This is a genomic window from Thermomicrobium roseum DSM 5159 (genome assembly GCF_000021685.1).
GTDB lineage: Bacteria > Chloroflexota > Chloroflexia > Thermomicrobiales > Thermomicrobiaceae > Thermomicrobium > Thermomicrobium roseum.
The window spans coordinates 489,537-502,377 of record NC_011961.1 but is presented as its reverse complement, the minus strand read 5'-3'; the positions used below and the strand labels follow the sequence as shown (position 1 = coordinate 502,377).

Sequence of the window (12,841 nt, the reverse complement as noted above, 5' to 3'; positions counted from 1 at the left end):
CGCCCGATTCCCGACCTTTCGCAGCGATGCTCGTTTTCGCACACGACCGTGCCGTGAGCGAGTCAGCGACCGTCCTCCTGTGCACTGCACAGGTACCGTGTTTCCGCAGTACAATGCGGCGAGTGGATCGCTCGACGAAGCAGAGAGGAGACCGCCATGAGCGACCTTCTCCGGATCGGTCTGGTCCAGATGAACTCCCGCTCGGACAAGAGCGAGAACCTCGCCGTCGCTGAACGGCTGATCGAAGAAGCGGCCAGGCAAGGGGCCGAACTCGTCGCTCTGCCCGAGTACGTCAACTTTCTCGGACCCCGCGAACTCCACGAAGCGAACGCCGAGCCGATTCCCGGTCCGACCACCGAGCGGTTCGCAGCGCTCGCCCGTCGCTACGGCATCTATCTGCTGGGCGGCTCGATCCTCGAGCGCTCGGCCATCCCCGGCAAGTACTACAACACGAGTGTTCTTTTCGCGCCCGACGGCGAGATCATCGCCAGTTACCGCAAGATCCATCTCTTCGACGTCGATCTCACCGGTAACGTGACCAGCAACGAGTCGGCGACCATCTTGCCCGGTGACCGGGTGGTAACGGCCGAAGTCGCTGGGCACGTAGTCGGGCTGACCATCTGCTACGACCTGCGCTTCCCCGAACTCTATCGCCTGCTCGCACTCGACGGAGCCGAACTGATCCTCGTCCCTGCCGCTTTCACGCTTTACACCGGTAAGGACCACTGGCACACCCTGCTACGCGCGCGAGCGATCGAGAACCAGTGCTACGTTGCGGCCCCAGCGCAGATCGGCCCACACGATCCAGGGCAACAGTGCTATGGCCACTCCCTCGTCGCCGACCCCTGGGGAACCGTCATCGCCGAGGCGATCAATCGTGTCGGTGTGGTTGTCACGACGCTGGACTTCGCCTATCTCCGCGAAGTACGAGCCCAGCTACCGTCGCTGGCCAATCGCCGACCGGAAACCTATGGAAGTCTCGCTCTGACACGCTGAACCGGGTGAGAGACCCGCTGCGTGGGCTGGACCGATCGTACCAGTTCGCCCGGTCCAGCCCACGCGCTCTTCCCGGGTAGTCCAAGACAGATGCGCCGACCTTCCAGAGGCGCTCGCATCAGGTCAGCGCACCGAAGAGCGCGCCGAGAATCGCGGCTGGCACCACCACGAAGAGGAAGTACGCGATCCAGGAAACGAACGCCGTCAGGATCGCACGGCCAGTCGAGAAGTCGCAGGCCTGACGAATCGCGATGATGCTCGCGACCAGGATCCAAATGCCGATGACAAAACGGATCAAGCCACCCACCCCGGGTAGGAGGCCGAGGACGTAGAGGACACCCGGCGCCTGGGCAAAGCCGAGCGTGCGCAGGAGCTGGCCAAGTGTCACGCGCGTTTCGCTCGTCGCGAAAAGCTTACCCCCGATCAAATAAGCGATCCCCGCGTACAGGATGAACCCGATCACGCCGAAGATCACCCCACCGATGAGTCCGAGGATGCCCGCATCCCGTAGATTTCCGATCCCGCTCGCGATCGCTGAGAGGACCACGATGGCGAGCGCGGTACCAGTCGCTGCCTCGTCACGCTCGACACTCTCGTAGGCCTTCGCATCCAACCGCGCCGCACCGAGAGCACGCTCGATCACACCAGCCTGCACCATCTTTTCCTCCTTCGGCTCTCTTCTCCGGAACTCCGAAGCCATTTTCGTACAGGAGATAGAGCACGTCAAGATCTGATTCGGCAACGCTCCGTCTCGAAATCATGACTGTCGTGTCGACCTCTCGGCTCCTGCCCCGGTCCCGCGTGCCTCGCGTACACTTGAAGGTCGGGCAGCGCTGCCCCGAATCAATAGCCAGGAGCGCCCGATGCGCCACGGCGAGTACAAGACACCTGGTGGCAAGCTCGTGCAAGTCGACTGCGAGGTGATCGATGGTCGACTGCACCACGTGCAGGTGACGGGCGATTTCTTCCTGGAGCCGCCCGAAGCGCTCGATGCGATCGCGCAGGCGCTGGAGGACGCACCGGTCGATGCCAGCGAGGAGGAACTGGCCCAGCGGATCCAGCGTGCACTCGAACGCTTCGGTGACGGCCTGGAACTGCTCGGCTTCTCTCCCGAAGCCGTCGCACGAGCGACCCGGAGGGCGATCGAATGACCGAGCTGGAACGCTGGAAGCGGTACCGCTGGCAGTTGATCGCTGGGGAAGCGTTCGATCCAGCGCTGCAGATGGCACTCGACGAGGTGCTGACACGTCGAGTCGGAGCTGGCGAGCGGCCTCCCACGCTCCGCTTCTGGGAATGGACTGCCCCCGCGGTCGTGATCGGTCGCTTCCAGTCGCTCCGCAACGAGGTCGATTTCGCCGAGGCCGAGCGATACGGAATCACGGTCGTCCGCCGCATCACCGGTGGCGGCGCCATGCTGACCGAGCCCGGCAAAGTGATCACCTATTCGATCTACGCGCCGCCGGAACTGGTCGCCGGGATGTCTTTCCAGGAATCGTACGCCTTTCTCGACCGGTGGGTTGTCGAGGCGTTGCGGGCACTCGGCGTCGATGCCTGGTACCAGCCGATCAACGACATCGCTTCAGCGCGTGGCAAGATCGGCGGTGCAGCGCAAGCCCGCCGCTATGGAGCCGTCTTGCATCACACGACCATGGCTTACGATATCGATCCCGAAAAGGTTCCGCGCGTCATCCGCATCGGACGCGAGAAACTCAGCGACAAAGGAGTGCCGAGCGCAGCCAAGCGAGTCGCCCCATTGCGGCAGCAGACCGATCTGCCGCGCGAGGTGATCCAGGAACACCTCATCCGCACGTTCGCTGAACGACACGGCCTCGAGGAAGGCATGCTCCTTCCCGAAGAGATCGAAGAGGCCCGCGAACTCGTCCGGACCAAGTTTGGAACGTGGGAGTGGACAGCGATCCTGCCCTGAGGGCTACTGGAACAACTTCGAGCCTGTTCCCCGTCGCCGGCGACCTTCTTCCAGGATCGCTGCGATCTCTGCCTTGCTGAATAGTCGCTCGCAGAAGGTGGAAGCCAGACGGGTCCCGGCATGGGGTCGCCGCATGCCCCGCACCAGGACACCCGTCTCCGTCTGCACGATCACCACGTCGGTGAGCTGCTCCTCGTCGATGAAGCGGCCGACAGCCCGCAAAATGTCCTCGTACCGGTAGACCAGTGTTTCACCGGTCGAACTCGTCGCGTGTGCCTGGAAGACCTCAGCTTCCACATGGGGCACGCTTCCCTCGCCGTCCGGCGCGGAAGGCGATGCAGAGCCTCGTCCCGTCAGTCTCCGCAGCATGCTTCTTCCTCACCGCAACCGAAAACGCTTGTTCGCCACATAGTCCATCACGATGTACTCGCCGAGATGATCCGGCGTCGCAAAGAAGGCACGACCTTTGTTGATGCGCGTCATCTCGTTCACGAAACTCGCCAGATAAGGACTCCGCTCCAACATGAACGTGTTGATGACGATCTCCTCTCGCGTGCAGCGAGCGACCTCCTTCAGCGTCTCTTGGAAGGTCTGGTAAGTTGGCGGATAGGAAAACCGCACCTGCTCGCCATCGAAGTAGGCCGTCGGTTCCCCGTCGGTGATCAAGATGATCTGCCGCGTCCCCCCACGGTGCCGAGCCAGAAGCTGTCGAGCCAGCATGAAGCCATGCTGCATGTTCGTCCCGTAGTTGTACTCGTCCCAGGTGATGTGCGGAAGTTCCTCCGGCTCGAGGACCGAGGCCAAGTAGGAAAAGCCGATAATGTACAGCACATCGCGGGGAAACTGGGTGCGGATCAGGCTATCCAACGCCAGAGCGACCTTCTTGGCTGCCAGAAAGCAGCCGTTGTAGAGCATCGACCGGCTCATGTCGACCATGAGTACGGTCGCGGCCCGGGTCACTGTTTCGGTCCGGAACACCTCGAAGTCCGCTGGCTGCAGCCGCACCGGTGTCCCCGGCCCCTCCCGCTGGATCGCATTCATGACCGTCCGCGGCAGATGCAAGAGGAACGGATCCCCGAACTCGTACGCCTTGGTCTCCTCCAGCGGCTCACTGCCGCGACCGCTCCGCTCGATCTGGTGCTGGCCGAAGCGATTTCGCTTGAGATGCTGGAAGATCTCGCGCAGCGCCTTTTGCCCGATCCGTCGGATGGCGCGGGGCGTCAGCTCATAGCCCCGGCGTGTTCGCTGGATATACCCCGCCTCCTCGAGAAGACGTGTGATCTGACGGAGCGCATCGAGCTGCGCGGCCAGCTCATCACCGTACAGCTCGCGCAGTCGCTCGAGGTCGACTCGTCCGAGATCGCGCCAATCGCGGACACTCTCCAGCTGCTCCTCGATGTCCTGCATCTCACGTAGTTGCTCCATGAGCCGCAACGCTTGGCTCAGCGTGAGCTCCTCGCTCCCACTGAACGGCTGCGCCTGCCGATAGGGATTCTCAGGCATGAGTTGCCCGAGAAGCCGGCCGAGCTGGCGGAGTTCCTGCTGCAGTTCGGGATCGCGCAGCGCTGCTTCGAGCGCTTGCTCGAGCTGCTGCCGCATCTCGGGCGGCAGGGAATCGAGCAGGCTCTGGACCGCTGCCATCTGGCGCGCCAGATGATCGAGCAGTTCATCGACACTATTGAAATCGCGACCGAAGTAGTGTCCCCAGCGGTGCTTGAAGCGCTCCAGATCGGGCTGACCGCCCTGCGCGTGCTCTCGCAAGAGCTCATTGAGATCCCGGAGCATCTGCCGTAGTTCGCGGAGCGCCTCAGGGGTCACGTTCTGAATCGCCTGCTGCAGTCCCTGGAATGTCTGCTCGAGTACCTGCCGCTGCAGCGAGGCGAGAAGCTCCTGGAACTTCCGCCGCGCTTCCGGGTCCATGAACTCGTAGTCGCTGAGCGCGCGGATGCGCCCCGCGGGATCGGCCGGCAGCTGATCAAGGAAGGCCAGCTTCTGTTGAGCCATCCGTTCCAACAAGCGCTGCAGCGCCGGATCGGTCGGCGCATCATCCCCGGTTTCCCCCTCGTTCGACTGCGTCTGACCTTCCTCTCCTGCCTCGGACACCGGTGCAACACGCTCTCGAGCACGAGCGAGCCGCTCGCGTCCTTCCTGGACGCGTCGCTCGATCCCGGCTCGCTCCGTTTGGATCACCTCGTCCAAGCGCTGGTTGAGGTCGTCGAGAACCGAGCCGAGATCGTAACGCTGGAGTAGCTGCTGGCGTCGCTGACGAATCCGTTCCAGGAGTTCGCGGAATCCAGGCATCCGCCCATCGGGGCGATCCATTCCCCAACGGAAGAGTCGTTGCAGCGCTCGGTTGACGTCTCCTTCGGCCAGGAGGTCATCGGCCATCGCCTCGAGTAACTCCTCGGCCGTGAAGGCAGCGATCTCCTGGGTCCCGTCCCAGCGACTGTAGCGGAAACGATTCGGCGTACCGGCCACGGTGCACCTCCTGGCGCTCTCGTCGTCAGCTTCGGTAGCGGGCCGCACCACCTCCGGTGGCTCGCTCCTTGTTCACGCGCCGGTTCAGGTGCAGTCCCTCGAGCACGAACTCGACTGCTGCCGCGACCAGCGCAGGGTCCCCCGTTGCACCGAGCCGCTGCGTGGCGCGCCGCAGACTCTCGATATGGGCGACCTGATGAACATACCGCATCGCTGGCTGCAGATCGGAGGCCTCCACGGTCAAGCCGTTCTCGAAGGCGAGAATGAGATCATCGAAGTCTCGCACCGAGAAGTAGCGATTGAAAGTCGCCACGACTGCCCCGTTGATCAACTTCTCGATGATCCGATCCTCCTGCACTTCGCCCAGCGTCTCGAACTCCAACTTCCCGAGCGTGGAGGCGACGAGCGCCGGCAAGTCGCTGATCCGCGGCACCGCGTGCTTCTCGCCCAAGCGGAGAGCCCGCTTGACCGCATTGCTGATCAGTGTCTCGTAATTGGCCACCGACATACGCGCGCTGACACCGGAGCGCTGGCTGATATCCGGACTCCGGCGGGCGAGGTGCGTGATCTCGGCGACGATCTCGCGCATGTACTGCGGCACCGTCACCGTGATGCCGGGCACCTCGACCGGCATCCGCTCCTGCTCCATGATCGCGATTTCGTGCTCGATAGTCCGCGGGTAATGGGTCCGGATCTGCGCCCCGAAGCGATCCTTGAGGGGGGTGATGATTCGCCCGCGATTCGTGTAGTCCTCCGGATTGGCGCTGGCGACGACGAAGACATCGAGCGGGAGTCGCACGCGATAGCCCCGGATCTGCACGTCACGCTCTTCCATGATGTTGAGCAACCCCACCTGGATCCGCTCCGCCAGGTCGGGAAGCTCGTTGATGACGAAGATGCCGCGATTGGTCCGCGGGATCAGGCCATAGTGGATCGTGAGCTCGTCGGAGAGATAACGTCCCTCTGCCACTTTGATCGGGTCGACCTCACCGATCAGATCGGCGATCGTCGTGTCCGGCGTCGCCAGCTTCTCGGCGTAGCGCTCCTCGCGCCGGATCCAAGCGATCGGCGTCTCGTCGCCCATCTCCGCGATGAGATCCCGCGCGTACTTCGAGATGGGGTCGAACGGGTTATCGTTCACCTCGCTGCCCGCGACGATCGGAATCTCCTCGTCCAAAAGGTTGACGAGCAGACGCGCCATGCGCGTCTTGGCCTGGCCGCGCTCACCGAGGAAGATGATGTCCTGCCCAGCCAAAATGGCGTTCTCCACCTGTGGGATGACCGTCTCCTCGTACCCGATGATTCCAGGGAAAATCGGTTCACCTGCCTGAATCTTGGCGATGAGGTTCTTGCGCATTTCTTCCCGAACGGGAAGGACGCGGTAGCCGCTCTCGCGCAGCTCGCCTAACGTTCGTGGTCTCTCCATGTTGGCTCCTCGATCGTCGTTCCCAGTTAGTCGACCTCGTCGTGGTGGAGTGCTTCCTCAATACTACTCCGAGCCGGCAACCCGTCAACTCCTTCTGTCGAATGCCGGCGCTCTGCAGCGAGCACGTTCCGGAAGGCATCGCGCCCACGGAGTCCCTCCGCAACCCAACGCGCGATCCTCCGCTGCCGTCGCGCGAGCTCGCGGCTGGCTACCTCGACCCGCATACCGAAGCGGTCGTGCAAGGTCTCCAAGAAAACAGAGGGATACACCGCGAGCGGTGAGCGCAGTGTCTCGCGCAGCGCGAGCAACTGGATCGTTGAGCGGTTTTCCGGCGCGCGTATCGCCTCCACACGGACCACGCGTCGCAGCAGCCCCTCGCTCGTCACCCCCATACCGAGCGTCACCACCAAGTCGAGCGCGACCAAGTGCTCGACCGGTACCTCGAGCGGGAAGCTGTTCAGCAACGCGAGTACCTCGTCAGCGCCCTGGGCGTGCACGGTCGCCCCGAGCCGCCAGCCTCCAGCCAGGAGGGCGAAGAGACGTCGAACCCCTTTCCCCCACAGATAGATCGGCAAGTGATCGCTGATCTCGTTGACGAGGAGATAGGTTTTCTCAGGATCGAGCTCGCTGGCAAAGGCGAACCGCTCGTACCAGCCGCGCAGGTAGTAGCACGTCGTCCCCTCCGGAAGAAGGTCAGCCAGCGCGGTGAGCAGCGTCGTCTTCCCCGCCCCATGCTCGCGGGCTGCGACGATGACGGACGCCCGCTGCTCGAGCGCGATCCAGAGGAACGCGGCAGTGGCGGCATCCAAGCTGCCCAGGCGCACGAGATCGACCAGCGAGAGGTCGCCGGTCGCGCGTGCGCCGTAGCGGCCCCACCAATCGGCCGGGGGAAACTCGGTCAATTCCGGATCAGGTGGTCGCCTCCAGCGCTCCATGGGTCAAGGATACCCGAGAGCCGGATCGCCTCGCCTGACCCGCCGTTCGTCCTCGGAACTGATGCGTCTCAGCCCCGCTGCTCCAGCGGCACGTAGTGCCGGTTCGTCGGCCCGACGTACTCGGCGCGCGGCCGGATCAAGCGATTGTCGGCCTGTTGCTCCAGGACATGCGCCGTCCAGCCCGCAATGCGGCTCGCCGCGAAAACTGGTGTCATGAGCTCCTTCTCGATCCCCAAATAGTGATAGACCGAGGCCGCGTAGAAGTCGACATTAGGAAAGAGTCCCTTTTCTCGCTGCATCACCTCGGCGATCGCCACCGAGAGCTCGTACCAGCGGAGATCGCCGCGTGCTTCCCCGAGTCGGCGCGAGAGGTCGCGGAGCCACTTGGCACGCGGGTCTTCTCCCTTGTACACGCGATGACCGAAGCCCATCACCCGCTCCTTACGGGCGAGCTTTTCGGTGATGTACGGTTCGACGCGATCGAGCGTGCCGATTTCCTCCAGCATCTGCATGACGGCAGCGTTCGCCCCGCCATGCAGCGGCCCCTTGAGTGCCGCGGTCGCTGCCGTGACTGCGGCATGCATGTCAGCCAGTGTCGCGGCCACGACCCGCGCCGCGAAGGTCGAGGCATTGAACTCGTGATCGGCATGGAGCACCAGGATCTTGTTCATCGCCTCGACTTCGAGTTCGCTCGGCTCACGATCGTGCAGCGTGCGCAAGAAGGCGCGTGCCGTGCTTGGCTCGTCAGCTGGCGGTGCCACCGGAGCCAGGCCCCGGCGCAGCCGACCGATGGTCGCCACGATGGTCGGCACCTGGGCGACGAGGCGCAACCCCTTGGCGATGGCCGCCTGCCGTTCCACGGTGTTCGGATCCACCTCATACCACGCCAGCGCCGAGACCGCGGTCCGCAAGAGATCCATCGGCACCACTCGTGGTGCGTCCGCGAGGAGCCGGACGACACCCTCGGGAAGCGCGCGCTGGCGAGCCAGTTCACCCTGGAGCGCTTCCAGTTGGGTACGTGTCGGCAACTCCCCGTGATAGAGAAGGTAGACCACTTCTTCGTACGAGGCGTTCGCCGCGAGTTCGTCGATGTCGATCCCGACATACGCCAGTGTCCCGTCGATGATCGAGCTCAGTCGCGTTGTCCCGGCGACGACGCCTTCCAGTCCTCGGGCCACCATGATCACCCTCCTCGAACGCACACAACTCGACGAATCTGGACGTTCCTTGACAAGGCTGGAACGCCCACCACACTTGTACCGCATCATGAACAGCCTGTGAAGCTCCGTTCGCCGCTCGTCGCCAGACCGCCGCTGACCCTGCGCGGTCGACCTGGCTATCGCTCTACCGACTGCGGTCGTCTCGCCTCGTCGGCTCGGTTGTCTGCAGATCCACCGGTCAGCCGTCTTAAAGAGTGTGGAACGACGAACAGCGTTTCCCGTCAGGAGAGGAACGTCCGATGCTCGATGCTGTTCGAACCTCAGCCGATCGATCCACCCGCCCGCTCGGGCTCGTTCCGACAGCTGCGCTCCTCGTGGTCGTCGTCACGCTGGCGGCAGGACTCCTCTTCGCCGCCTTGCCGCGCTTCTCCGCTGGATCGGCCGACCTCTCGCAGGGAGTCAAGACGACCATCATCGCCCAAACCGGTTCTGAGCTCCTCGCGCTCGATCCGCGGAGCGGCCAGGTCCTCACCCAGCGGCCGGGAGCGGCTGCTGTCATCGCGGTCAGCGCTGACACGCGCACCGTTCTGGCCCAAATCGGTGAGGCCATCCACGTCTATCGCCTGCCCGATTGGGAGGAACGGTTCCGCATACCGCTCACGACCGAGATCACGCCGGTCGCCGCGCTCGCTCGCCAGTTCCCCGACTTCGGTGCGGAACCACCGCGTCTTTTCCAGGCCGCAGTCGCTCCCGACGGTCGCTTCGCGGTACTCGGTTTCACCTCCTACGGGACCAAGCCGGACGCACGCTTCTTCGACACGCTCCCCTGGGTCATCTGGGTAGCTGGCCTCGACCTGAAGACCGGGAGATGGTCGGACTGGGCCTTCCCTGTTCCAGGCGCGCAGAATCTTACGCTCCTCGCGACCTCAGAAAGTCTCCTGGTGCTGAGCCACGATAATCAGCTGTCGCGAGGAGGGCACATCGGCACCGTTTATCACCTCGACCCGGCTTCGGGGGCACTGCGAGCCCGCGCGACGCTCGTCCCGGAGATTCCCGGCGCCGCCCTGATCGCCGGCACCGAGGCTGCCCGTGCGCCCGGGATCGCCGGAGCACGCATCAGCGATGCGCGTCTCGTCGTCGTGACCGAACAGCTGGAGGTTTTCGTCCTCGACCCAGTGACCCTCCGTCTCGTCGAGCACCATCGACCGCTCAGCGAGAACATCCTCGCGCGCGAGACCCTCATCCTCCCGAACCGCGTCGTCGCGCTCACCCACACCGATGAACTCCTCGTCGTCGATCGGAACCGGCACGCAGTCGTCGCACGCCAGCCGGTCGAGGCCGACGAACTGGTCGCCTTCGATCCTGAAGACAACGCTGCCCTGGTGATGACCTGGCAAGACCGGGGAGCGTGCCTCGAGCGTATCGAGTCGAGCGGCGACCGCCACACGCTTCGCTGTGGTCTCGATACGAACCCGTATGAGCCACGCTATGCTGTCGGAGGTCTCCCGTGATTCCCGTTACGCGCCGCTCCTGGCTCCGACGCATCGCTGCCGCCCTCGCTGGCATCGGTACACTGCTCGTCGATGCTGAGCCACGTCTCGCGCGATCGTGCCTGGATTGGCTGTTCTGTGGACACTGGGGATGCCGCTGCACCTGCCGCGGTGGCAGCGATTCGACCTGTCCTAGTGGGAGCACAGCCGGAGGCGCCTGGTACGTCTGCTGCCGCGATACGCAGGGACGGTACTGGTTGATAAGGTATCGCGACTGTTGCCGGCCACTCCGCCCTGGTGAAAGCACCTGTCCCAGCCCGTTCGGCGGTTGCCCCGTGTCGTGCAATTGTCGCCGCGGCAATGCGCAACCGTCCTGGTGTTCCACCGGAACTTGCGTCGTCTGTACCCGGACACAGATCTGGGCGACCTGCTGAGGACACCTCTCCCGTCCGCTGCCAGCCGGGTTCCGGCCCGCCGACCCGCTTTCCGGCCGACGAGCAGCGACGAGCGTCCTTCGTGCGCCCAGCCGAAACGAGCGTCCGTCCTCCCCTGCGCTCGCGACCTGCCTGCACCGAGCGACGAGGCCTGTCTGGAGGAGTGACCAGACGTACGGAGCGAGCGCCATCACTGACGTCGACCGCCATCACCGTCGCTCCGCCAAGAATGGAACCTGCCGAGGCTGACGGAAGCATCCTCGCGCTTTGGCTAGCTGCGGCGCGCTGGTGAGGGGCCGTCGCTCGCCCCCAGCCGAGCATCCTGCAGGCAGGCACGACTCTCACGGCGATGGTCGCCTGCCATTCCGCCCTGCTCGGATTCCTCTCGTACCAGATCCGAGACCGGTGTACTCAGGAACCCTCTCGCCACCGCTGCTGGTGCCTCGGCGACGAGCCGGACCAGCCTGTCCGGAAGCGCACGCGCTCGAGCGCGCTCGCGCTGGACCGCTTCCAGTTGGGTGCGCGTCGGTGACTCTTCGCGGTCGTTAAAATGGAGGACTCCGACGTCATCGATCTCGATTCCGACAGACGCCAGAGCCCGTACTCGGATCGAGCTCGGAGGTCGTCCCGGCAACCTCATGAGCGAGCCCCGGGCACCCTCTGAGCACCCTCGTCCAGCGAGCACTACGAGACGAATGCGGACATCCCTTGACGGAGCCGGTACCTCCCTTACTGGCACCACAGCGCGAAGGGGTCTGACAGCATCCATGCCACGAGCGCCGGACAGGACTACACCGGCGCATGCGAGACCGTCTGCGGTACTGTTTCCGACGCCATCCTCGCCGCGCACGCTGCCTGATCAGCAGAACCCGGCAAGGAGAACAGCTGAGCTAGCGTTGACGATGGGCCCGCTCGTTACGGAGAGGCCACCAGGCAGCGAACGCTCGAACCCAGCAGGATCGGCCGACCAGCGGAGATGACCCTCGCACTGGTCACTGCCGATCTCGGCCGGCATCATCGCGCTCTGGCCGATGACCGTTGCCAGGCACGTGCGTTGGTTCATGCCGGAGCTGCTGCATACCCGTGTACCGGAATGGGATCTGCGCTGGCGGTGGCCCACCCGCGGCGTCACCGTGCTCTCCCTGACCCTCTGGCTGCTCCTTCGCGTGCTCTAACGCCTCGTCGGCAGCGTTCACTGGCCGAACCCTCCCCTTCTGGCTCATCTGGAACCCTGCGCGGCGCGCGTCCTGGCCTTACATGCCGGGATCAGCCTGATCTGGTTCGCCTCTCGACGCCAGCTCCTCGCCCCGCCGTTACCGTGGCCCGCCTCTCCGCTCGGCTGGGACCTGCTCGCGGGAGTGCTCGTGGTCAGCTTCACCTTCATGACGGGCCGGTTCGACCGAGCGGGTGCGGCTCTCCTGGCTCTCGTCTACCTCGCCGCGTGTCTCCTCTTCCCTCCAGTAGCAGTCCTCGAGCAGCTCCCGTATTTCGGGATCGCCGTCACGCTGGCGGCCGTGGGACAGACGGTACTGCCAGTCGCTGCGGCGCAGCGCCTGCTGCCGCTGGCTCGCGAAGAGGGGCATGCCATCAGCGCGTTGCGGGTGAAGGTAGGGCTGTCGCTCCTCGTCGTCGCCTTCTCGGAGAAGCTCCTCAACCCGGAACTCGGCGATACATTCCTCAGAGCGTACCCGTACTTCAACGTCGTGGGGACGCTGTTCGGCTGGACCTGGTTCTCCGACCGGCTGTTCGGGGATATCGCTGGCATCGTCGTGGCGACGATCGGCATTCTCCTCCTTACAGGAGTGTTGACGCGCGTCGTCATCCTCGCGATGTGGGTCCCCTTCAACCTGACCGTCCCGCTCCTGCCGCCGATCGACCTCCTCAGTCATCTGCCGATCTTCGGCATCATGTCTCTGCTCCTCTTGTACGGTGCCAGCGTCGCCCCACGATCGGTCCTCCGCTGACTGCGCCCCGCCTTGATCAGTGAGCTGGCTC

Annotated in this window: 12 protein-coding genes; 5 read left to right on the top strand and 7 right to left on the bottom strand. The window is 64.4% G+C overall.

Features of this window, described 5'->3' with window-relative positions; translation table 11 throughout:
- Positions 1-156 precede the first annotated feature (156 nt).
- The gene (locus TRD_RS11510; RefSeq protein WP_012642565.1) at positions 157-996 is read left to right on the top strand and encodes a carbon-nitrogen hydrolase family protein; all 840 of its coding nucleotides are present in this window, start codon (positions 157-159) and stop codon (positions 994-996) included.
- 118 nt (positions 997-1,114) lie between these two features.
- Here the strand turns inward: TRD_RS11510 and TRD_RS11505 are convergent, their stop codons facing one another.
- The gene (locus TRD_RS11505; RefSeq protein WP_012643226.1) at positions 1,115-1,654 is read right to left on the bottom strand and encodes a YIP1 family protein; all 540 of its coding nucleotides are present in this window, start codon (positions 1,652-1,654) and stop codon (positions 1,115-1,117) included.
- Positions 1,655-1,859: 205 nt separating this feature from the next.
- On the opposite strand from TRD_RS11505, the gene TRD_RS11500 reads away from it, so the two are divergent.
- Positions 1,860-2,147 carry a lipoate-protein ligase small subunit gene (locus TRD_RS11500; protein WP_012642880.1) on the top strand — a complete coding sequence of 96 codons (288 nt, stop codon included), beginning with the start codon at positions 1,860-1,862 and terminating at the stop codon, positions 2,145-2,147.
- Positions 2,144-2,923: a lipoate--protein ligase family protein gene (locus TRD_RS11495; RefSeq protein WP_012643033.1), complete on the top strand. Its 780-nt coding sequence runs from the start codon at positions 2,144-2,146 to the stop codon at positions 2,921-2,923. Before TRD_RS11500 ends, TRD_RS11495 begins: the two co-directional genes overlap by 4 nt.
- A gap of 3 nt (positions 2,924-2,926) precedes the next feature.
- Here the strand turns inward: TRD_RS11495 and TRD_RS11490 are convergent, their stop codons facing one another.
- From TRD_RS11490 to TRD_RS11470, 5 genes are all read right to left on the bottom strand, one after another.
- The gene (locus TRD_RS11490) at positions 2,927-3,292 is read right to left on the bottom strand and encodes a hypothetical protein (RefSeq protein WP_143714796.1); all 366 of its coding nucleotides are present in this window, start codon (positions 3,290-3,292) and stop codon (positions 2,927-2,929) included.
- A gap of 9 nt (positions 3,293-3,301) precedes the next feature.
- Positions 3,302-5,401: a vWA domain-containing protein gene (locus TRD_RS11485; RefSeq protein WP_012642819.1), complete on the bottom strand. Its 2,100-nt coding sequence runs from the start codon at positions 5,399-5,401 to the stop codon at positions 3,302-3,304.
- Between the two features lie 25 nt (positions 5,402-5,426).
- Positions 5,427-6,827 carry a sigma 54-interacting transcriptional regulator gene (locus TRD_RS11480; RefSeq protein WP_012643106.1) on the bottom strand — a complete coding sequence of 467 codons (1,401 nt, stop codon included), beginning with the start codon at positions 6,825-6,827 and terminating at the stop codon, positions 5,427-5,429.
- 26 nt (positions 6,828-6,853) lie between these two features.
- Entirely contained in the window at positions 6,854-7,762 is a 909-nt protein-coding gene (locus TRD_RS11475) for a type II secretion system protein E (protein WP_012643292.1), read from the bottom strand.
- A gap of 68 nt (positions 7,763-7,830) precedes the next feature.
- Positions 7,831-8,946, bottom strand: a complete 1,116-nt coding sequence (locus TRD_RS11470) for a citrate/2-methylcitrate synthase (protein ID WP_041437720.1) — start codon at positions 8,944-8,946, stop codon at positions 7,831-7,833.
- 275 nt (positions 8,947-9,221) lie between these two features.
- Between TRD_RS11470 and TRD_RS11465 the strand changes: the two genes are divergently transcribed.
- Entirely contained in the window at positions 9,222-10,433 is a 1,212-nt protein-coding gene (locus tag TRD_RS11465; protein ID WP_041437314.1) for a hypothetical protein, read from the top strand.
- A 1,272-nt stretch (positions 10,434-11,705) separates the two neighbouring features.
- On the opposite strand, the gene TRD_RS11455 is transcribed toward TRD_RS11465, so the two are convergent.
- A complete protein-coding gene (locus tag TRD_RS11455; RefSeq protein ID WP_012642812.1) occupies positions 11,706-11,909 on the bottom strand; it encodes a hypothetical protein in 204 nt (67 codons plus the stop codon).
- A gap of 301 nt (positions 11,910-12,210) precedes the next feature.
- On the opposite strand from TRD_RS11455, the gene TRD_RS11450 reads away from it, so the two are divergent.
- Entirely contained in the window at positions 12,211-12,810 is a 600-nt protein-coding gene (locus TRD_RS11450; protein WP_012642553.1) for a hypothetical protein, read from the top strand.
- The last annotated feature ends 31 nt before the right edge of the window (positions 12,811-12,841 follow it).